The organism is Denitrobacterium sp., assembly GCF_056180635.1.
On record NZ_JAZZJS010000079.1, the window covers coordinates 107,748 to 128,719 of the forward strand.

The window sequence follows — 20,972 nt, forward strand, 5'->3', positions numbered from 1 at the left end:
TTGCTTACGACTCCCTTTCCACGCTGAAGCGCGGATCGAGCGCTACATGGTCGAGGCGGGCCATAACCACGTCCTCGACTTCCATGCAGGGAGCGGTTTCGATATCGCTCTGGAACACGACGCGCTCGTACTGGCCGCATTCGTCGCATTTCTGCAGACGATGCGCCGGATCGCCTTCGATATGGAAGTAATGCAGGTGACCCTGGTTCGTCTGGCCGCACACGCCGCAGCGAATGCGCTCGTAGGGCCACTGGCAACCGCACGACGCGCAGAACTGCTCGCGGTTGCTGGAGCCCTGCTCTCCCCCATCGAAGACGATGGAGGCCGCAGCCGGCGTGCCGCATACGGGGCACGCAACGGGCGCGTTACCCGCATGGCTGCGCACTTCGTCGCCCACGACATTGGTGATTGCCTGCTGGGCAACCTGCAGATACGGGCGCAGCGTAGCGCGGATGACGAGCGCAGCGACGTTGGCGGGGAGCTCGGCGGGAACGTCGAACTCGTCGATGCGCGAAAGGACGTCCTCCAAAAACGCCATGGGGTCGGAACCAGCGAGCGCGAGGTTTGCCTTCGCGCAGAACGCGCTCCAGTCGAACGCCTCGAGCGCCGATGCGGCCTGGCTGGCCAAGCCCGCATGCTGCGCCATGTACGCAGCGACCTTTTCCGCAAACACAGCGAACGACGCCGCGTCGATGCGGATGGGAGCATGGGACAGGATGGCCTCATCCGACCAATACCAGGCACCGGCATCTTCGGCGGCGGGCGCCTCGTAGCCGATTTCCGCAGCTACGAGGTCCGCCTGCTCCTGCTGAATCGCAAAGAGCCCTTCGAAGAACTCAAGCCGTGCCCGGTCCGCCGTTTCGGCATCGTTGCAATACGCCTCTACGGCACGATGAACAAGCTTCAGATCCATGTAAAACTACTTCTCTTCCCGGACGACAACGTTCTTGCCGTCTTCGATTTCCTTACGAGCCCAGAAGCCCCAGTGATACAGAGCATCAGACTCGGCTACTTCGCCCTTGCCGAACATGAGCTTAATGGTACCGCGGTACGGCTGGAACACGCCAGCGCCCAGGTAGATATGGGCCACGACGAAGATGACGAGCAGCAGGAAGAACAGGTCGTGGATGAAACGCATGACCTGCAGCGTGCCCGCATCGGCATGGAACACGCTCGTGCCCAGCCACAGCACCACGCCGGAGATGGCCATGAGAATGCCACCCACGATGAGCATGCCGTCGGCGACGCGCTGGCCGCTCTTCACTTCGTCCTGGTCGGGCATGTGCACGCGTTTCGGCCCAAGCATGTAGGGCACGAACTTCTTCACGAACTCGACGTCCTGGGGCGTCCACTTGGCGAAGTACTTGGCGAGGAACGCCTTGAACCCGCCCGGAGCGGCGATTGCGCTCACGATGGGAGCCAAGATGAAGATGACGCCCACCACGCGGTGGCTGATGCGCATGCCCTGGGTGAGGCCCGGGTTCAATGCCGCCAAGGCGGGCACGAACACGAACAGACCGCTGATCATAAGCCAGAGACAGCTGCAGGCAACGATGCCGTGGGTGACGCGCGTCTGCAGCGAATGGCGCTTGATGTAACGTTTGGTTGCCATTATCGCTCACCAGCTTCCTTGTCGATGTGCTTGATGACCTCGCCGTTCTCGACGTCGATGACATCGTGCGCGGCTTCGTCGTAACGCATCTCGTGACGCTTGTAGCCCACGCCCGTGATGAACGAGAGGCCCAGGCCAGCCACCAGGGCGGCCGCACCCACGCCAGTGAGCGGCTTCATGACGCCAAGCGCGTCCACCAGGCCGTTGCGCTGCGGGTTCTCGGGCAGCTCGTACTGGGAGATGGGGTACTTCAGCACCATGATCTGATGGGTGCCACCCACTTCCGTCTCACCGTAGACGCTGGCATCCTTGAAGCCCTTGGCCTTCAGCTTAGCCACGCGCTCGTGCGCGATTTCCAGCATCTCGTCGCGATCGCCGAACTGCAGCGCGCCAGGCTGGCACGTGCTCACGCATGCGGGCTTGCGGCCCTGCTTGATGCGGTCGACGCAGCCGGTGCACTTGTTCACGACGATGTCGCCGCTAAGGGCGCCCACGCCGGTATGACGCGGCACGTCGAAGGGGCATGCGCTGCGGCAGTACTGGCAGCCAATGCACTTTTCCTCGTCGACGGTCACGAAGCCCGTGGACTCGTCTACCGAAAGGCAACCGCTGGGGCACACGGAAACGCAGCTCGGGTTATCGCAGTGCATGCAAGAGCGCTGACCGAAAGCCCAGTTGACGCCATACTTCTTGCCGTTGTCCGCCTCGTTGTAGGTGACGATACGGCGCGTCGTGCCGTTCAGGTCGATGGGGTTCTGAAGAGAACCGGTGAACTCGCCGGCGTTGTACTCAAGGCTGGAAGGAAGATTGTTCCACGTCTTGCAGGCTACCTGGCAGCCCTTGCAGCCAGTGCACTTAGACGAGTCGAATAGAATTGCTTTTTCGCTCATTATCGTATTCCCTCCTTTACGCCTTCTCGATGTTCACGAGGAACGCCTTGTATTCCGGAATGAAGCTGTTGGGGTCGCCGACGTTCGGCGTCAGGTCGTTGGTGAGGTCGCTACCCGTGAAGGTATTGGCCCAACCCCAGTGATGCAGCAGGCCGATTTCGTGTACGGTCTCGCCGTTCACGTGCAGCGGCACGAAGCGGCGCGTCACCATGGCGTACATCTTCACGTCGCCACGGTTGTTCCAGATGCGCACCATGTCGCCGTTCTTGATGCCCTTTTCGGCAGCCAGCTCTTCGCTGATCTCGCAGAACTGCTTCGGCTGCGCTTCGTTCAACGCGGGGCAGCAATGCGACTGGCCACCCGTCTGCCAATGCTCGGCCAGCGAGTACGTCGTTGCGACGATCGGGAACTCGCTGCTATCGCCGCGCTTCACGCTCTCGTCGTCGGCGTACTGAATCATCGGGGATTCGTTGCGGCCGTTCAGGCTGTTCTTCGTGGGGCTCTCGAAGGGCTCGTAGAACTCGGGCAGGGGCATGTCCTTCATGCCATTGCTGAACAGGCACGCGTTCTGCTCCCAGCGCATGAAGAACGCCTTGTTGTTGGGAGCCACGCCTTCGGTGGCGCCGTCGGCCGTGGTCTTGGAGGCCACGAAGTCGGGCACGTCGTTGGTGGTCCAGGAGTTGCTCGCGCCGTTCCATTCCACCAGCACCTTGTCGGAATTCCACGGCTTGCCGCTCATGTCGCAGGAAGCGCGGTTGTACAGGATGCGGCGGTTCGCAGGCCACACGAACGCCCACTTGGGATTCAGGTGGATGTTGCCAGGGTCTTCCTTGCCACGGCTCGAGATGGGCTGCTCGGAAGGATCGAGCACGGCATCATTGTTGTTGTAGTAGCCGCTGTAGATCCACGTGCCGCATGCCGTGGAGCCGTCGGCAGCCAGCTTCGCGAAGCCGGAAATCAGGTTCGGCTTGTTCTTGTCGAAGTTCGAACCCGCAACGTTGTAGCCGTTCAGTTCCCAGGCGACCTTGCGGAAGTCCGCTTCGCCGTCGGTCTCGTAGTCCCACTTCACCTTCGTGATGGGCTCGGGGCAGACGCCGCCTTCCTTGGTGTACAGCTCGGCCAGCTTCTTGTGCAGAAGCGTCATGATCTGCAGGTCGGTCTTGGTGTCTCCCTGCGGCTCGATGGCCTTCTGGCGCCACTGCATCATGCGGCCGGAGTTCAGGATCGTGCCGGGCTTTTCCACGATGGAGGCCACGGGCAGGAAGTAGCACTCGGTGCCAATCTTCGAACCGTCCATATCGGGGGCATCCCAGAAGCTGGCGGTTTCGGTCATGACGATATCGGAGCAGACCAGCCAGTCGAGGTTGCCCAGGCTCTGGCGGATGCTCTTCGCGTTCGCACCGGAATGCGCCGGGTTCTGGCCCAGGGCGAAGTAGCCCTTCATCGTGCCTTCGGCCATATGCTCGAACGTGCGGATGGTCGTCCAGTTGGCGGGCTTGTGAACCTTCGGCAGCCAGTCGTAGCCGTAATCATTGTCGAACGTGGCGTTCTCGCCGAACCAGCTCTTCAGGAAGCTCACCATGAACTTGGGCTTGTTGGTGTAGTAGCCGTCGGAGTACGTCTCGTGAGCGCACCAGTCGGAAAGCGACGGCGTGCTGTCGGCGTCGGGCCAATGCAGGTAGCCGGGCAGGTCGGCGGGCATGATGCCCATGTCGGTGCAACCCTGAACGTTCGGCTCGCCGCGCATGGCGTTCACGCCACCGCCGGGGATGCCCACGTTGCCCAGCAGAAGCTGGATGATGCTCATCGCACGGCAGTTGTTGGCGCCGTAGTGATGCTGCGTCTGACCCAGGGCGTACAGGATAGTGCCAGCCTTACCGGGCTCGCCGGTGCTGGTGTAGAGCTCGTAGACCTGCTCGAGCGTTTCGGCATCCATGCCGCACACGCTGGCAACGGCGTCGATGGTGTAGCGCGAGTAATGCTTCTTCATTACCTGGTACACGCAGTTCGGGTCCTGCAGCGTCGCGTCCTTCTTGGGCGTCTTGAGGGTGGGGGTGTCGAAATGGGGCACGCCGTCCTTCGAAACCCAGCTGTAGGTGCCGGTTTCGGAGGTATCCCATTCGCTCTCGGAGTCCGTCTGATAGCCCCACGTAGAGGTGGTGTAAGACTTCGTAGCCTCATCCCAGCCCGTGAACTCGCCCGTGGTGGGGTCGAAGCTGTAGTTGGGGTCGATAAGGTAGGAGATGTTGGTGTAGTTAAGGCAATACTCGTGCTGCCACTTATCGTTCTCGAGGATGTAGTTCACCATGCCGCCGTAGAAGGCGATATCCGTGCCGGAACGAATCGGGCAGTACAGGTCGGAAAGCGCCGCAGTGCGCGTGTAGCGCGGGTCGACGACGATCCACTTGGCACCTGCGTCGAGAGCGCGGTTTACCCACTTCATGGAAACGGGATGATTCTCCGCGTTGTTGGAACCGCAGGTCAGAATAACATCGGCGTTCGCGATGTCTTCCCAGTGACTCGTCATGGAACCGCGGCCGAACGAAGGGGCCAGGCCGGCAACCGTGGAGCTGTGGCACACGCGCGCCTGGTTATCCACGGCAACGAGGCCGATGGAGCGCATGAACTTCAGGATGAGGTATTCCTCTTCGGAGTTCTGCTGGGAACCACCCAGGTGGCCAACGGCTTCCAGACGGTTCACCGTCTTGCCATCGGAATCGCGCTCGATGAAGTACTTGTCTCGGGTGTCCTTGACGTGACGGCAAATCTCGTCAATCGCGTCTTCCCAGGAAATCTCTTCCCACTCGGTGGAGTACGGGCGACGCACCAGAGGCTTGTATACGCGGTTGGGGTTCGGGATAACCTCACCGGTCTTATCGTCAACGACCTTGATGAGCTGGAACATAGTTGCGCCCTTGGGGCACAGTCCGCCTTCATTGACCGCGTGATCGGGGTCGCCCTCGATATTGATGAGCTCGCCATCGCGAACAGAGCAGATTACACCGCAACCACCTGAGCAATAGCAGCAGATGTTGGTGTACTCTTCCGTATTCACGAGTTTCCAGCTGTCGTCGGCATCCATGGCGAATGCTTCAGACGCTGACGAGAGCTCGTAGGCCATCGAGCCGGCAAGAGCCAGCGCGGAGGCCTTGAAAAAGCCACGCCTCGTTAGATCCATGCTTTCCTTCCTTTGCTTCTTCTCGTCTTACCTTCTCTAACGTTCCGGGCCACGCGACGGCATAGCGGGCCTGGAACGTCAGGGGGATTTATACGGCATGGCAACAAAGTGAGGAATCGCATTAACCGTATTATTTTTCTCATACGCATCGACGAAATGGCATAGCACGAAGGGTGTCATTATCGTTATGCCAGTTCAGAGCTTCGGAAACGCGAAAGCGGCACAAGGGCGCCCAAAGGCTCGCCGTGCCCAGAGGACCCTTTTTCAGGACGAACGGCACTAGGGTGCCTCATATCATAGGCAAAGCTCGCGCTCATCGAATATTCCGAACATCGACATAATTACTCCACTCTCCAGATTCTTTACACAGATTCAAAAAAGTGTGGTAACGCACATCGGCGGATTTCCACCGCTGACCGCCACGAGCCGGGCCCGAAATAGGCCAAAAGCTAGTATTACCCACGCGCAGCGCCCCCTCTGCCGCGCAAGGTATTGCAGTTTTTCGAAGAAAGAATCCCTATGTTCCAAGCACTAACCGATCCGGTTGCAGGCAACCTGGGCCTTTCCGCCCTGGTGGCGTGCGTGCCCCTGCTCACGTTCTTCGTGATGCTCATCGGCGTGAAGGCGAAGGCGCACATCTCCGCCGCCGTCGCGCTGCTGGCCGCACTGCTGGTTGCCGTGATCGCGTTCCAGATGCCCCTTGGCTATGCGCTGGCATCCGCCACGCAGGGTGCCGCCTTCGGCGCCTTCCCCATCGTGTTCATCATTCTTCTTGCCGTATGGTTCTACCAGGTGACTGTTCGCTCCGGTCGCAGCGAAGACCTGCGCAAGTTCTTCGACAAGGTTGGCGGCGGCGACATCCGCATCCAAGCCATGCTCATCGCGTTCAGCTTCGGCGGCCTGCTCGAGGCGCTCGCCGGCTTCGGCGCCCCCATCGCCATCACCGCTACCATGATCTTGGCCCTAGGCGTGAAGCCCAAGCGCGCCGCTCTGGCCGTTATGCTGGCAAACACGGCTCCCGTCGCCTACGGCGCGGTTGCCACGCCCATCACCACCGCAGGCAACATGGTGGCAGGCGGCGATGCCTCCGTGGCTTCCGCCACCGCACAGCACGTGGCCGCCATCGTCGGTTACCAGGCTCCCCTATTCGCGCTCTTCGTGCCGCTGCTGCTCGTCATCATCCTCGACGGCAAGCGCGGCGCCCGCGAGTGCTGGATTCCCGCCATGGTCGTAGGTGGCTCGTTTGCCCTCACGCAGTGGTGGTGCTCGAACCATTTCGCATACGAGCTCACCGACGTCGTGGCTGCCCTGGTTTCCATGGCCGCGCTGGTAGTGTTCATGCGCTTCTGGAAGCCCCGTGGCGTCGACGCCGTCCGCTCCGACTTCGGCCTGCCGCCCGTTAGCGCGGAAGCCGCAAGCGAACTCACGGGCACCCGCATCTTCATGGCCCTCGTGCCCTACATCATCGTCGTGCTGGTATTCGGCGTGTGCAAGCTGGGCATCCCCTCGCTGCTCACCTCCACCGACCTGAAGATCGCCTGGCCCGTCATCTCCGCTGGCTCCGTGCTTTCCGCCGCCGGCAAGGACCCGGGCACGACGTACACGCTCAACCTGCTTTCCAACCCGGGCACGATGCTGCTCGTGGCGGGCCTCATCTCCGCGCTCATCTACACGATCTTCACCGAGAAGGGCCGCTACGCCATGTCGATGGGTGCAGCCGTACAGGAACTGGGTTCCACGTGCTACCGCATGCGCTATTCCGCGCTCACCATCGTGCTCGTACTGTCGCTGGCCTACGTCATGAACTTCAGCGGCCAGACCATCAGCATCGGCGAGTTCCTTGCCGGCTCGGGCCCCGCGTTTGCCTTCATCTCGCCCCTGCTGGGCTGGGTCGGCACCGCGGTTACCGGTAGCGACACGAGCGCAAACGCCCTGTTCTCGAGCCTGCAGTACTCCGCCGCGCAGGCGAACCCCGCGCTGGCCAATGTCACGCCCGACCTGTTCCTGGCTGCAAACACCATGGGTGGCGTCGTGGGCAAGATGATCAGCCCGCAGTCGCTGGCCATCGCCGCCGCTGCTACCAACGAGCACGAGGCCGACATCATGAAGAGCGTCCTGCCTTGGAGCGTTGGCTTCCTGGTAGTGCTCTGCTGCCTCGTCTTCCTGGAATCCGGCGTGCTGAGCTTCATCCTGCCGTAGGGCAACGACAATTACGCACGCAAAAGGACCCCGATGCGATTGAACCGCCTCCCAGTTCTTGGACACGAGAAATGGGAGGCCTTTTTATGGCAGGAAACGCTCTGCACGACGTCGGGGTCCTTTCGTTTGGGGTATGCGACAAAGGCACGCGTCTCTACGGCTTTGCGGGAAAGCCGTCAACGTTCTAGATCAGGCCCCTGCCCTCGTCGATGGATGCATGAGCCTTTGCAAGCAGCCCACTGGAATCGACCATGGCAATCTGGCTGCCAGCACTTTCGTACGGACCAGTTATCATTACCTGGTAATACCACGTTGCGCGCGCGTAATCCTCCTTGGCCTGGGAAATCGCATCCTCGCTCATAGACCCCGAGGCTATGGCATTCGAGAGGTCGGTTCCATAGCCATCGATATCCGCCTTAAGCGTCTCCAAATCAGACGCGAAAGCGCTTTCCTTGGCACGCACAAAATCGACCATAGCCTCCGTGCTCTCGATGCCCTGGCTCTTGTGGCACGTCAGGCAATAATTAAGAGAGTCCTCGCTCTCAAGCGGACTGTTTGCGCTGAAATGGCTACGATACGACTTGCCCGTTTCCGTATCCGTCGTCTTGGGCATATGGCAGTCTACGCACGTTACGCCCATCTGGTAATGCGTCGTGCCCATGTACCCTTCGATATTGGCATGCACTACATAGCTCTCCGGAAGGCCAAGCTCGTTGTCGGCGAAGTTAACGCCATCCTCATAGGCGCTCTTGAAGACGGCATCAACATCACTGCCGTAGCGATACGGCTTGAACGTTTCCAAATCTTCTTCGGTCTTGATGCTGCTTCGGTAATCGTAGCTGTTATGGCATTGCGCGCATACCGCCATCTTAGGGTCGAGCTTGTCGGCAAGCCCCTCGCCCAGCGCCTGAAAATACACAAGCTGAGGCGATACCGTAGCGGCAGAAGGCGTTCCATTGTGGCACATAGCACAATCCCAGTACTCGTCATTGACGATGCTACGCGCTTCCCCGTTGTACACGTTTCCATATGCGGCGGCACCCTGCTGGGCGTAGATTTCGTTGAACTTGGAGCTCTTGCAAGAAATGCATCCAGACTTAAGGTTCAACTTCTCGAGCTGGTCGTCGGATAGTTCGGGCACGATATACTGGCCCGTCTCCTCATCGTATTCGCTCGTAAACACGCTCATTGTGCCATCGTCATTCCATTCGATGTCGCCATTGACGTCGCGCATAACGGGTCTCTCGCAGATATCCCGCAAGTTCGACACGCTATGACCAATGGTAAAGCCCTTCGCATTGACACGCGTCTGCTGGCTCGACTGATATTCAAGCGGAAATTCCTCAGCGTACTCCGCCATCGTCTTCATTTCGCTTGTGGTATCCACCCCAACACTCGTCGAACGCGAACGCGGGCCATTGCCGCATCCAGCAACAACCAGAGCCACCGCCAAAGTGGCGATAAGAGCCACGGTAGCGACAACGGTGCTCTTTTTGCTCATGTGCATTCTATCTCCCTTCTCCTAAAGCACCCTCGACTCCGATGGATGGCGAACCCCGCACATCGTCCACCCTGGAGCCAACCGAAACAACCCTATTCCCCACCTCGAAACAAAGCCATAAACAGGAGATTGAGAAAGCTTGACACTTGTTAATCATGTACGGCGAAAGTGTAGCCCTCGCCCCAGATAGTGAGTATCACCGTCGGATGAGCAGGGTCATCTTCGATTTTCTTGCGTATACGCCGTACGTACACTGCAAGGCCCACCATTTCGACGCTATACTCCTCGCCCCATGCTTCTCGCACCAATTCCTGCTGAGAAACGACCTCACCTGCGCGTGAGGCAAGCGCAAATACGATACTGAACTCCTTGGGCGTTAGGGGAACTGCCTGCCCACGCTTGCTCACCGCGTACTTGGCGCGATCGAAAACGAAATCGCCAACGCTGAACGGTTCGAACACCCGACGAGACATTTCCTCTCGTTCCGCCTTAAGCCGTTCCAAGGCTCGCGTTTTATCTTCCCGTTCGGCAGCAAGAGCGTCGGAAAGGGTTGCGTTTATGCGCTCCAATTCAACCGTGCGCTCCTCAACGCGCTTTTCTAAACCAGAATAGAGATCTTCGATTTCGTCCGCCATTCCATTGAAATCGCGAGCAAGGGAAGCCACCTCGTCGTTGCGCCGCGGCACTTCCACGCGATATGACGTCTCGCCTTCGGAAAATCGCTTCGTCGCCTTCGACATGGCAGATACAGGCTTCAGCACGAATTTTTTCACTATTGCAAACATGGCCACAACTGCCACGATCAGGCAAGCAAACGAGATGACGAGCCAGCTGGCAAACTGCCCCTCCGACTCCCCGTAGTAGACGTCCATGGATTCGCTAATGCTCAAGGCGCCCGCCAGGTCACCAATTGCGTACCCTTCCTTCGCGTAGCCAAGCGCATCGCGCTCGCCTTCCGGTTCGCCATGGCATCCCAGACACGACTGTTCGATACGAACGGGTCTCATATATCGATACAGTTCTTCACCCGTAGAGGAATCAATGGCCCCATACGATGTAAGCAGGGGGTTAGCTTTAAATTGCTCCATTGCTTCACGCTCGAACGAGTCGGGCTCGTCAAGAACATTGCGTGGACGTAGCGACGTATAGCGAATGGAACTCGTGGAAACATCGCTGAAGTTGGCGGCAACCGACTTTACCGAAATGATACAAATGTAGCCACCCGAGGAAGGGCCTTGGGAAGCGTCAGCGGAGATAGCGTCTTGATGCGTCTCCACGTAATCCCAGACGGCCCCCATCTGGTCGGCAAGAGCGGTTGCCTTTTCCGTGGCGGAATCGTAGGCCTGGCTTCGGCTCTGCTGGAACGCAATCGCCATGCCAGCAGAGGAAAGGACGACTATAACGATGGCAAGATGGAGGATCAGGCGGCCCTGAACACCAAACCCCTTACCCCGAGACCACAAACGAGACATGAAACTCCCCCGAAACAAACCCAATCTCTTTCAGTCACGATACCCGTTCCCGCCCGCAAGAGAATGCGAAAACGCAAACATGAACAAATAGTAAGGAATGAAATCAATGCAAGGGACGCCACGGCAACGAGAATCTGCCGTTGCATTTTTCCGGAAAAGGACAAGGCCAATCCAAACGCACAAACGTTTTCCCAGTTCGCAAACGATTCAGGCTTTATTCCGCCTGCAAATCACGCCAAAAAGTACATTTTTCCGGAAAAGGACAGCGCACAATTACCAAGTGGCGATAAACCCGCTAACGAGGAACCGACAACCCAGATGGAAGCAGCCGGTAGCAGTTTCCAAACAACGATAATCCCCGAGCGAGAAAACGGCGACCAGACGGCAAGGCTAGCGGCATCACACCAACCGCAACAATTACCGAGCGGCAATGAACCCGCGAGCCGCCTCACGCGACGCGGCATCGACCGCAGCCAGCTGCTCGAGGCTTTCCACGGAGGCATTCGCATGCGCGTCCATGACGCGCTCGACCGTTTCGGCAATGCCCAGGTAGGTGCACTCCCCCGCCAGGAACGACGCGACCGCAACTTCGTTGGCGGCATTCATGGCGCACGGAAGCGTACCGCCCTCGTTGCCCGCAATGCGCGCAAGTGCCAGGCAGCGGAACGTATCGGTATCGGCCGGGTAGAATTCCAGGCTTCCCAACTGCGTGAAGTCGAGCGGAGCCACCGGCGCTTCCCAGCGTTTGGGGTAGCTGAGCGCGAACTGGATGGGAATGCGCATGTCGGTGGTGCCCAGATGCGCCTTCACGCTGCCGTCGGTGAACTCCACCATGGAATGGATGGCGCTCTGCGGCTGCACGACCACCTTGATGCGGTCGTAGGGCATATCGAACAGATGATGAGCCTCGATGACCTCGAGACCCTTGTTCATGAGCGTGCTGCTGTCGATGGTGATCTTCGGGCCCATATTCCACGTGGGATGCGCAAGCGCCTGAGCGGGCGTGATGCCTTCGAGCTCGGCGCGCGTACGACCGCGGAACGGGCCGCCCGATGCAGTAACCCACAGGCAGCTGACTTCCTTGTGCTCTTCGCCCAGCAGGCACTGATAGATTGCCCCATGTTCGCTATCGATGGGCATGAGGGCGCCAGCAGGGCCCACGGCAGGGGCAACGCCCTGCTCGCGACGGCGCGCATCGACCTGCGCAGCCAAGGGCATGATCAGGTCGCCACCCACGACGAGGGATTCCTTGTTCGCCAAGGCGAGTACCTTGCCCGCGCGGAGCGTTTCGTAACTGGCACGCAAGCCAGCAGCGCCCACCAGGGCATTCACGACGATATCGACTTCGGGCAGCTGCACGAGGGATACCACGGCATCCATGCCCACCTGATAATCGAGGCCATCGAGGCTTGCCGTGAGTGCGGGAGGCTCTTCCAGCCCGCATGCGAGGTACGTGGCACCACATGCGCGGGCTTGGGCAATCATGTCGTCGACACGCCTACCGCAGGCAAGCGCAACCACCTTCAGCTCGTCGGAGTGCTGCCTTGCCACATCGAGCGTTTGAACGCCAATAGATCCGGTAGAACCAAGAACGGCAATGCGCTTACACTGCGACATAGGGAATGCAACCTCCAACCAAAAGCAGGATATAGGCCGCCACCGAAGCGAAGAACAGGGAATCGCATCGGTCGAGCAAGCCACCGTGACCAGGCATGATCGTGCCCGAATCCTTCACGCCGACATTCCGCTTGATGCGGCTTTCGGCCAAGTCTCCCACGACCCCCGCGCCGCCGCACAGGACGCCGAAGAGGATGGCCATGGGAATGGGCATCGACACGCCGGGAATGAACGACATAACGCACCAAACGGCCCCCGAAACGGCCAGGCCGGCGATAAGCCCTTCCCAGCTCTTCTTGGGGCTCGTGCGCGGAGCAAGCTTATGCTTGCCGAATTTGCTGCCAAACAAGTACGCCGCGGCATCGTTGAACCAGATGCTGCAGAATAGAACCAGCAGGATGACGCCGCTCCAAGGCTCTTCCACCGAATGGCGCAGCAGGATGAGACTGGACAGGAGCATGCCGGTGTAGCCAGCGCCGAAGAAGCTGATGGCGACATCGCCCACGCGGGCGCGCATCCAGTACACGTACCAGATGAAGAGGGCCATCATGTGCAGGACGGCAACGAGCGCGATGCCCGTGAGGCCCCACAGCCACATGGCGATGGGATACGCCACGGCGCCAACAACGCCAATCGTTTCGTTGGGAAGCTTCGCATCGGCACGCATCATGTAATAGAACTCGCCCGCGCAGATGCCCGAGACGAGCGACAGGTACACGACCGTGGTGATATCGCTGAAAAGAACCGCCAAAATGGAAACGAGAACGTACACGACGCCCGTGCGGAAGCGCACCTGCAGGCTCGTGGCGTTCTTGAAGCGGTCGGGGGTCTTCTCGTAGGCGACTTGCTTCGCCTTATGCGGCGCATTGCTTACCGCACGACGCGCGCGTTGTCCGCGCGTCTGCTCTTCGGGTTCGAACGACGAATCGGGCACGCTACACTCCCCCGAACCGACGGGCGCGACCCTGGAAGCTTAGAATCGCACGCAGAAAATCGTACCGATTGAAATCGGGCCACAGCACGGGGGTGCAGTAGAACTCCGAATAGGCAACCTGCCAGAGCAGGAAATTCGAGAGGCGCATTTCGCCACTCGTGCGGATAACCAGGTCGGGATCGGGAATGAGCGCCGTGTCGAGATGACGCGCGATATCCTCGGGGGATACGGGCGCAACATCGCCGCCAGCCTTCTGCTGGGCAAGCGCCTCATCGACAAGAGCCTGAACGGCGCCGGTAATTTCGGCACGCGAGCCGTAGTTCACCGCAACGACGAGCGTCATGCCCGTGTTGTCTTTCGTCTGGTTCCAGGCATCTTCGAACGCGCGCTGCGTATCATCGGGCAGCGCAGACGTATCGCCAATGGTCATAACGCGGACGTTTTCCTCGTCGAGGCCATCGACCTCGGCGAGCATCGTCTTCGCGAACAGGTTCATCAACCCCACGACCTCTTCCTGAGGACGCTTCCAGTTTTCGGTTGAGAACGAGTAGATGGTGAGATAGCGAACCCCGATATCCGACGCGCAGCGGATGGTCTCGCGCACGGCCTCGATGCCGGCCTTATGACCATTCAGCCTGTTGAGCATGCGCTTCTTCGCCCAACGGCCGTTGCCGTCCATGATGACGGCAACATGCTGGGGAACGCGGCTCTCATCGAATGCAGACGCATCGATGTCGGCGGGAATATCGGGGAATATGTCGCTGAATGCCTTGTTCAAGGAAGAAACCACGCGAGGCTAGATAGCCATGACCTCGGCTTCCTTCTTCTTGAAGTGCTCTTCGACCTTGGCCACGTAGCTGTCGGTGAGCTTCTGGATCTGAGCTTCCGCGCGACGCTGGTCGTCTTCGGGCAGGCCGTCGTTCTTCACTTCGCTTTCAACGGCGGCGTTGGCGTCGCGGCGGGCGTTGCGGATGGCAACGCGAGCCTCTTCGGCGTACGTCTTGCACTGCTTCACGAGTTCCAGACGACGCTCTTCCGTGAGCTGCGGGAACGCGAGGCGGATGCAGGTGCCGTCGTTGTTCGGGGTAATGCCGATGTTGCTTTCGGCGATGGCCTTCTCGATGCCGCCGAGCGTGCCCTTGTCCCAGGGCTCGATGACGAGCATGTGGGCGTCGGGAGTCTTGATGGCAGCCATCTGGTTCACGGGCGTGGGAACGCCGTAGTAATTCACGCGAACGCGGTCGAGCACCATAGCGTTGGCGCGGCCCGTGCGAACGTTGCCGAATGCATCTTCCAGCGAGTCGATTGCCTTATTCATACGCCCTTCGGCTTCGAGCATGATGTCTTCTACCATGAGTATCCCTTCAAGAACAGTGACGCCGGGACCCCGCCCCGTTCGCCTGTACCGATAATCGCTACCTGCTATTTTACACGTTAGCTAACCGTCGTGCCGACGTTTTCGCCCTTCAGGACGCGGGCGATGTTGCCGGGAACCGTGAGGTCGAACACCAGCATGGGCATGGCGTTATCCATGCACAGAGACGTGGCCGTGGTATCCATGACGTGCAGTTCCTTGGAAATGACGTCGAGGTACGAGATGTGGTCGAAGCGCTTGGCGTCGGGGTTGGTCTTCGGGTCGGCGTCGTAGATGCCATCGACCTTGGTTGCCTTCATGAGGCATTCCGCACCGATTTCCAGGGCGCGCAGAGCGGCCGTGGTGTCGGTGGTGAAGTACGGGTTGCCCGTGCCGGCAGCGAAGATGACAACGCGGCCCTTTTCCAGATGGCGGATGGCGCGGCGGCGGATGTAGGGCTCGGCGACCTGGCGCATCTCGATGGCGCTCATCACACGGCACTGGATGCCGGCTCGCTCGAAGCCATCCTGCAGGGCAAGAGCGTTCATGCAGGTGGCAAGCATGCCAATGTAGTCGGCCTGAGAGCGGTCCATGCCCTCGGCAGAACCCGCGAGACCGCGGAAGATATTACCGCCACCCACGGTAACGGCAACTTCGATGCCGTCGTCGACAATCTGCTTGATCTGCTCGGCCAGCTCTTCGACGACCTTCGGATCGATGCCGTATCCCGTATCGCCCATGAGGGCCTCGCCGGAAAGCTTAAGCAAAACGCGATTGTACTTGTAATCGGACATTGGCTTACACACCCTTTCATTCGATTTGGCCCTATCTTACCGTGAACCAACAGAAAAGGCCGCATGTTCCGCGGCCTTTTCCCTGTTTTCACGCAAAGTGCTCAAGCTTACGCTGCAGCGTTGCCCGACTCGCTCGAGGAGGAGTATCCCCCGCTGCCAAGCCCCAAAGTTGAGCTGCTCTTCTTGGAAGAATTCAACGATGAGCTGGCGGTATCGTCGGATCCAAGCGTTGCCTGCGCCGTCTGCTCCACGCCATCGCGCAGGAAGGTGATGGTTACCGTGTCGCCAGGATTATGCGCGCGAACGGCGGCGATGAGCGAGGAGGAATCGGTTACCGCGGTGTCGTCGATCTTGGTGATGATATCGCCCACCTGCAGGCCCGCGCTATCGGCGGCGGTGCCGGAAATAACCGAGTTCACGTACGCGCCGGAATCGGTGCCCAGCTTATAGCGCTGGTTGAGCGTGCTGGTAACGGACACGGGCGCAACGCCCAGGTACGTATGCGTAGGCGTCTTGCCCTCGATGATCTGCTGGGCGATGTTCATGGCATCGTTCACGGGAATGGCGAAGCCAACGCCCGAGTAGTTACCCGAGTACGACTCGATGACCGAGTTGATGCCGATGAGCGCGCCGTTGGCGTCGACGAGCGCGCCGCCCGAGTTACCGGGGTTGATGGCGGCGTCGGTCTGAATCATGTTCGTGTACACCGTCGAGGAAGACGAGCCCGAATACGAGCTGCTGGAATCGCTCACGGTGATGGTGCGGTTGGTAGCCGAGACGATGCCCGTCGCAACCGACTGCTCCAGGCCAAACGGGCTGCCCACCGTCATGACCCACTGGCCTTCCTTCAGCGACGAAGAATCGCCAATCTCGATGGCGGTAAGGCCCGTGGCCTCGATCTTCAGAACTGCCAGGTCGGTAGCGGAGTCGTAGCCGACAACCTTGGCGTCGTACTCTTCGCCGTTGGCCGTGACCTTCAAGGCGTCAGACGAATCGATGACATGGTAGTTGGTGAGGATGTAGCCATCGGTGGAGATGATGACGCCACTACCAAGCGACGACTGAGTGAGCGAGGAGCTGGAAGACGAGCCGAGCAGGCTGCCCACGCCCGACGTATCGGAATACACGTCGATAGCCACCACGGAAGGAAGAACCTTTTCAGCGACCTGTTCGGCTAGCGTGGAATCTTCGTCGGTTGCGTTGATGGTAGAGCTGGACGACGAACCCAGGGTTACGGTAGTGCCGCCCATGGAGCTGCCCGTCATGGCGTTATAGCCAAGCACGCATACCGCGGCGATTGCGCATGCGCACGCAGCACCCGCGAACGCAAGGCCAAACGTGCGCCCGCCGCCCGACTTGCCATTCGAGGCATGAGCACGCACGGGCTGTGGCTGGGGTGCCGTATAGGGCTGCTGGGGCGCGCTGTACGCTTGCTGCGCGCCATACTGCTGTCCGGGCGCCTGCTGCGCGCCGGGCTGCTGATACGTTTGCTGGCTCGTCTGGGGCTGAGCCTGGTACGGGGCCTGAGGTGCCCCTTGCGGAACCTGCTGGCCCGGCTGCTGCACGGGCTGCTGGGGGTATCCGTTCTGCGCCTGGCCGTTGGCGCTCGAAGGCGGAACCGGCGCACCAGAATTCTGGTTGTACTGTTCGTTGTTCACGATATTGCCGTCCTATCCATAGTTGACCACAACAAATAGAAACTGATGAAACCTTATCATTGCTACATGCCATCAGGCGGAACGCGCGGCACGCGTAATAATCCCGACACCAAGGTACACCAACGGTAGTACAACATAAAGCCAAGAAGGACGGCAAAGCCGCCCTTCCCATTGAAATCGTTATGCGTGGTTCCAAAAACGATACACGCGCCTATTCGCCTGCGGGTTTGCCCTTCTCCCAATCCCATTCGCCCTTGAGCGTGAGCTTCTCGTACGCGGGGACGAAGATGGAGAGAATCGTGAAGAACGCGAGTAGGAACAGGTAGTAGTTATAGGGAATCACGTCGATGATGTTCACCGCACCACCGGTAAGGCTTACCACCAGCAAGAACTGCGCGCCGTAGGGAATGAGGCCCTGCACGATGCAGGTGAACGTATCGAGGATGGAAGCCGTGCGACGCGGGTCGATGCGGTACTTCTGGCTAAGGTCGCGCGACACTTCGCCGTCAACCAGGATGGCAATGGTGTTATTTGCCGTAGCGGCGTCGGTAAGACCGGCCAGCGCGCACAGGCCCACCTGGGCGGAACGCTTGCCATGCAGGCCCTTGCCAATCTTGTCGATAAGCCAGCCCAAGCCACCATGTTCCTTGGTGAGCTCGGCAATGCCGCCAATGAAGATCGAGAGGATGAACACCTCGATCATGTTCTGGAAGCCCACCCAGATTTCCGTGGAAAGCGTGAGCACGGTGAGGTCGCCATACGCGATGCCGATGATGCCTGCCACGGCAATACCCGAAACGAGCACCAGGAACACGTTGAGCCCCAGCAGCGCCAGCACAAGAACCAGCACGTACGGCAGAACCTTCAGCAGGTCGTAGCTGCCCACCTCGGCGGCACCCGTAGCCGCGATGGGCGCGAAGATGAGCATGAGCACGATGGCAACCACGGCGGCGGGAAGCGCGCAGAAGAAGTTGGTGCGGAACTTGTCCTTCAGCTCCACGCCCTGCGTGCGCGTGGCCGCGATGGTCGTGTCGGAAATCATCGACAGGTTATCGCCGAACATGGCGCCGCCGATGCACGAGGCCACGACGATGGGAAGCTCGATGCCCGCCGCATTGGCAATGCCCAGGGCGATGGGAACGAGCGCACCCAGCGTGCCCATGGACGTGCCGGTGGCGGTGGAAAGGAACGCGGAAATCACGAACATGCCCACCACGAGCCATGCGGCGGGAACGAACGAAACGCACAGGTTAACCGTCGACTCGATGCCGCCCATTGCGCTCGCGACCTCGGAAAACGCACCCGCAAGCAGGAAGATCATGAGCATGGTCATGATGTCTTCGCTTCCAGCGCCGCGCGCGAACACGGCGAAGTTGCCGTGGATGCCGTTGCGATGGAACAGCGCGAAGGCGACGATAGTCGCAATGAACACGGCTGTTACCGCGGGGAACTGGTAGAACGCCTGCTCGACGCCCTGGGCCTGCAGAATGAGGCCCGCGCCCAGATACACGACGATGAACGTCAGGAATGGAACGAGTGCGAGCGCGCTCTTCTTTTCCGTATTCACCATGTTCGATCCTTCCCGAAAAATGACACCGGAAGATTGTACTCGACGCGGGCGGAAATATCATCCGGGCACGATAAAGACGAATACCGCGCATACGCGACCTGGGGAAACGCCAACGAGACCGCCGCAGGCCCCCAGAAATGCGCGCTCACGCATGCCGCATTGCGCTACGATGCGTATAGCCACCGATTGCTTCGCTTCGGCCGGGGACTGCATACCCGCGCCGAAAAACCCGAAGGAGCACGCATCATGGGACACGTTTCAAGCGCATACGCCAGCACGGCCCTTGCGAGCAGCAACGCGCAAGGGCGCCCCTCGCTCAGGCGCGTCATCAATGCCACGGGAACGATCATCCGCTCCGATTTGGGTAACGGCATTATGTCACCCGAGGCAGTTATCGCCGCATGCCAGGCGGCCTCCGGATTCTGCAACGTGGAATACAGCGTGTCGAACATGGCGCACGCCAACAGGCGCTCCCATTACGAGCGGTTGCTATGCGAGCTCACCGGGGCCGAGGCGGCACTTGCCGTGAGCAGCCACCCCGCCGCCATGCTGCTCGTGCTCACGGAATTCGCCCGCGAGCACGAGGTGGTTATCAGCCGAGCCGAGCTCGCGGAACTCGACGGCGGCCTGCGCATTCCCGACATCCTGAGCATGGCGAACGCGCGCATGGCGGAAGTGGGCTGCGCGAATAGCACGCGCTTCGACGACTACAAGCGCGCCCTCACCCCCGAAAGCGCCCTGCTGCTGAAAGCCGCGCCCGGAAACTTCGCCATCGAAGGAAATGCCGAGACGGTTAGCATGCGCCAGCTGCGAAAACTCGCCGATAAGGCAATCGAGAAGCGTTCGTGCGCATCGCTTGCCCTATACGAGTACCTCGACCTGGGCCCCACTAGCGCAGAAGCTTTCGCCGAGGATTTCCATCCACTAGAACGCGTCGTTCGCTCATTGGGGGAAGGGGCCGACATCGTTTCCTTCAACGGCGACAAGCTGCTGGGCGGGCCGCAGGCTGGCATTCTCGCGGGACGCAGGAAATGCATCGATCGCCTGCGCAAGAGCCCCATGGCACGCATGCTTCAGCTGGACAACATGGCGCTGGCTGCCCTCGAAACAACGCTGCGCCTGCATGCGGAAGGCAATGCGATCACGGCCATCCCCACGCTGCGCATGCTCACCGAGCGCCCCGAAGACACGGCGGAACGGGCCGAGCAGCTGAAAAGCGCGATTCTTGCCACCGTGAAGCCCGGCAACGCCGTGCCGGAAATAATCCCCGGCATATCGCATGCCGATGAGCACAACCTGCGCGCCTGCGACATTCCCACCTTCCGCGTTGCGATACGCTTTTTGCACGGCAACGCACAAGACGCGCGCGCATACCTGGCGCAGGAGTGTCCCACGCCCATCCTAGCCACGGTTCAAGACGAACAGCTTATCTGCGACGCACGCACGCTGCTCGATAACGACGAAGTTGAGGCCATCGCCCAAGGCATCGCCTCGTACTTCACGGAACTGCGGAAATAGCCCTACCCCACACACCAATCGTCGATCGCAAGACCCTGGACACGAGAGAACTCGCGCACGTTATGCGTTACCAGGGTTGCCTTCGCCGCAACGGCGTGCGCGGCGATGAGCAAATCGTTCGCACCTATCATCTTCCCCGCAACCGCCAGGTCGTTGCGGATGCGCGCATATTCCTGAGCGCACTCGTCATCGAATGGGAGCACATCTACCCCGGACAGAAACAAGCTAAGCGCTACCTGGTTGCGCGTGGGATTGGAACTATGAAGCACGCCGTACGACAGCTCGCCGTAGGCTATCGACGAAATGCAGAAATCGTCGGCCGCATGCTGCGCCAGTCGCTTGCGCGCGCTTTCGGATGAGCCACGCAGCAAGTACGAGATGATATTGGTGTCGAACATATACAGGGTCATTCGAACAGGTTCCTATCCTGAACAGGCAGTTCATCCACTTCCTGCATAAAGTCGTCGGTGAGCAGTTCGAGTGCGCGCGCCATTACCTCAGCGCGATCGCTGCCCTTTTCCATAAGACACACCACCCCGCCGATACGATTTACGTACACTTCGTCGCTATTGAACCTATATGGCTTGGGAATCCTGACGGCCTGCGAACCCCCGTTTGCTATGACCTTGGCTGTGAGCATTTCCAACACCTCCTACCTTATGTATATACTTAAGT

At 59.9% G+C, this 20,972-nt stretch carries 17 protein-coding genes; 2 read left to right on the forward strand and 15 right to left on the reverse strand.

The genetic code is table 11. From position 1 onward, the window contains the following. Positions 1-4 precede the first annotated feature (4 nt). Genes AC04P6_RS07265 through AC04P6_RS07280 form a run of 4 tightly spaced genes read right to left on the reverse strand, consistent with a single transcriptional unit; the run spans position 5 to position 5,680 of the window. Positions 5-913: a formate dehydrogenase accessory protein FdhE gene (locus tag AC04P6_RS07265; RefSeq protein WP_475565954.1), complete on the reverse strand. Its 909-nt coding sequence runs from the start codon at positions 911-913 to the stop codon at positions 5-7. 6 nt (positions 914-919) lie between these two features. Next, the gene (locus tag AC04P6_RS07270; protein ID WP_475565955.1) at positions 920-1,612 is read right to left on the reverse strand and encodes a formate dehydrogenase subunit gamma; all 693 of its coding nucleotides are present in this window, start codon (positions 1,610-1,612) and stop codon (positions 920-922) included. Then, the gene (locus AC04P6_RS07275; protein WP_475565957.1) at positions 1,612-2,502 is read right to left on the reverse strand and encodes a 4Fe-4S dicluster domain-containing protein; all 891 of its coding nucleotides are present in this window, start codon (positions 2,500-2,502) and stop codon (positions 1,612-1,614) included. The genes AC04P6_RS07270 and AC04P6_RS07275 overlap by 1 nt, the downstream gene beginning before the upstream one ends. 16 nt (positions 2,503-2,518) lie before the next feature. Continuing rightward, entirely contained in the window at positions 2,519-5,680 is a 3,162-nt protein-coding gene (locus AC04P6_RS07280; RefSeq protein WP_475565958.1) for a molybdopterin-dependent oxidoreductase, read from the reverse strand. 519 nt (positions 5,681-6,199) lie between these two features. Between AC04P6_RS07280 and AC04P6_RS07285 the strand changes: the two genes are divergently transcribed. Further along, on the forward strand, positions 6,200-7,879 hold the full coding sequence (locus AC04P6_RS07285; RefSeq protein ID WP_475565959.1) for an L-lactate permease: 1,680 nt from the start codon (positions 6,200-6,202) through the stop codon (positions 7,877-7,879). A gap of 184 nt (positions 7,880-8,063) precedes the next feature. On the opposite strand, the gene AC04P6_RS07290 is transcribed toward AC04P6_RS07285, so the two are convergent. From AC04P6_RS07290 to AC04P6_RS07330, 9 genes are all read right to left on the reverse strand, one after another. Further along, a complete protein-coding gene (locus AC04P6_RS07290) occupies positions 8,064-9,380 on the reverse strand; it encodes an ammonia-forming cytochrome c nitrite reductase subunit c552 (RefSeq protein WP_475565960.1) in 1,317 nt (438 codons plus the stop codon). Between the two features lie 149 nt (positions 9,381-9,529). Beyond that, entirely contained in the window at positions 9,530-10,756 is a 1,227-nt protein-coding gene (locus tag AC04P6_RS07295; RefSeq protein WP_475565961.1) for a c-type heme family protein, read from the reverse strand. Positions 10,757-11,269: 513 nt separating this feature from the next. After that, positions 11,270-12,469 (reverse strand): 1-deoxy-D-xylulose-5-phosphate reductoisomerase, encoded by a 1,200-nt coding sequence (gene dxr, locus AC04P6_RS07300; RefSeq protein WP_475565962.1) that lies wholly within the window; start codon positions 12,467-12,469, stop codon positions 11,270-11,272. Continuing rightward, positions 12,456-13,403 (reverse strand): phosphatidate cytidylyltransferase, encoded by a 948-nt coding sequence (locus AC04P6_RS07305; protein WP_475565963.1) that lies wholly within the window; start codon positions 13,401-13,403, stop codon positions 12,456-12,458. Before AC04P6_RS07305 ends, dxr begins: the two co-directional genes overlap by 14 nt. Position 13,404: 1 nt before the next feature. Next, positions 13,405-14,193, reverse strand: a complete 789-nt coding sequence (locus AC04P6_RS07310) for an isoprenyl transferase (protein WP_475565964.1) — start codon at positions 14,191-14,193, stop codon at positions 13,405-13,407. 6 nt (positions 14,194-14,199) lie between these two features. Next, positions 14,200-14,757 (reverse strand): ribosome recycling factor, encoded by a 558-nt coding sequence (gene frr, locus AC04P6_RS07315; RefSeq protein ID WP_475565965.1) that lies wholly within the window; start codon positions 14,755-14,757, stop codon positions 14,200-14,202. 80 nt (positions 14,758-14,837) lie between these two features. Beyond that, positions 14,838-15,551: a UMP kinase gene (gene pyrH, locus AC04P6_RS07320; RefSeq protein ID WP_066660998.1), complete on the reverse strand. Its 714-nt coding sequence runs from the start codon at positions 15,549-15,551 to the stop codon at positions 14,838-14,840. A 107-nt stretch (positions 15,552-15,658) separates the two neighbouring features. Next, positions 15,659-17,209 (reverse strand): S1C family serine protease, encoded by a 1,551-nt coding sequence (locus AC04P6_RS07325; RefSeq protein ID WP_475565966.1) that lies wholly within the window; start codon positions 17,207-17,209, stop codon positions 15,659-15,661. A gap of 211 nt (positions 17,210-17,420) precedes the next feature. Beyond that, positions 17,421-18,779 (reverse strand): Na+/H+ antiporter NhaC family protein, encoded by a 1,359-nt coding sequence (locus AC04P6_RS07330; RefSeq protein WP_475565967.1) that lies wholly within the window; start codon positions 18,777-18,779, stop codon positions 17,421-17,423. A gap of 246 nt (positions 18,780-19,025) precedes the next feature. Here AC04P6_RS07330 and selA point away from each other — a divergent pair, with 246 nt between their 5' ends. Beyond that, complete coding sequence (gene selA, locus AC04P6_RS07335) at positions 19,026-20,297, forward strand: L-seryl-tRNA(Sec) selenium transferase (protein ID WP_475565968.1); 1,272 nt, start codon at positions 19,026-19,028, stop codon at positions 20,295-20,297. Positions 20,298-20,299: 2 nt separating this feature from the next. On the opposite strand, the gene vapC is transcribed toward selA, so the two are convergent. Next, positions 20,300-20,707 (reverse strand): type II toxin-antitoxin system tRNA(fMet)-specific endonuclease VapC, encoded by a 408-nt coding sequence (gene vapC, locus AC04P6_RS07340; protein WP_475565969.1) that lies wholly within the window; start codon positions 20,705-20,707, stop codon positions 20,300-20,302. Continuing rightward, complete coding sequence (locus AC04P6_RS07345; protein WP_475565970.1) at positions 20,704-20,856, reverse strand: AbrB/MazE/SpoVT family DNA-binding domain-containing protein; 153 nt, start codon at positions 20,854-20,856, stop codon at positions 20,704-20,706. Before AC04P6_RS07345 ends, vapC begins: the two co-directional genes overlap by 4 nt. Positions 20,857-20,972: the final 116 nt, after the last annotated feature.

Bases quoted from the DNA above. Each gene is read 5' to 3' on its own strand.
- AC04P6_RS07265 (WP_475565954.1), bottom strand. From the start codon at position 913: ATGGATCTGAAGCTTGTTCATCGTGCCGTAGAGGCGTATTGCAACGAT.
- AC04P6_RS07270 (WP_475565955.1), bottom strand. From the start codon at position 1,612: ATGGCAACCAAACGTTACATCAAGCGCCATTCGCTGCAGACGCGCGTC.
- AC04P6_RS07275 (WP_475565957.1), bottom strand. From the start codon at position 2,502: ATGAGCGAAAAAGCAATTCTATTCGACTCGTCTAAGTGCACTGGCTGC.
- AC04P6_RS07280 (WP_475565958.1), bottom strand. From the start codon at position 5,680: ATGGATCTAACGAGGCGTGGCTTTTTCAAGGCCTCCGCGCTGGCTCTT.
- AC04P6_RS07285 (WP_475565959.1), top strand. From the start codon at position 6,200: ATGTTCCAAGCACTAACCGATCCGGTTGCAGGCAACCTGGGCCTTTCC.
- AC04P6_RS07290 (WP_475565960.1), bottom strand. From the start codon at position 9,380: ATGAGCAAAAAGAGCACCGTTGTCGCTACCGTGGCTCTTATCGCCACT.
- AC04P6_RS07295 (WP_475565961.1), bottom strand. From the start codon at position 10,756: ATGGCGATTGCGTTCCAGCAGAGCCGAAGCCAGGCCTACGATTCCGCC.
- dxr (WP_475565962.1), bottom strand. From the start codon at position 12,469: ATGTCGCAGTGTAAGCGCATTGCCGTTCTTGGTTCTACCGGATCTATT.
- frr (WP_475565965.1), bottom strand. From the start codon at position 14,757: ATGGTAGAAGACATCATGCTCGAAGCCGAAGGGCGTATGAATAAGGCA.
- pyrH (WP_066660998.1), bottom strand. From the start codon at position 15,551: ATGTCCGATTACAAGTACAATCGCGTTTTGCTTAAGCTTTCCGGCGAG.
- AC04P6_RS07330 (WP_475565967.1), bottom strand. From the start codon at position 18,779: ATGGTGAATACGGAAAAGAAGAGCGCGCTCGCACTCGTTCCATTCCTG.
- selA (WP_475565968.1), top strand. From the start codon at position 19,026: ATGGGACACGTTTCAAGCGCATACGCCAGCACGGCCCTTGCGAGCAGC.
- vapC (WP_475565969.1), bottom strand. From the start codon at position 20,707: ATGACCCTGTATATGTTCGACACCAATATCATCTCGTACTTGCTGCGT.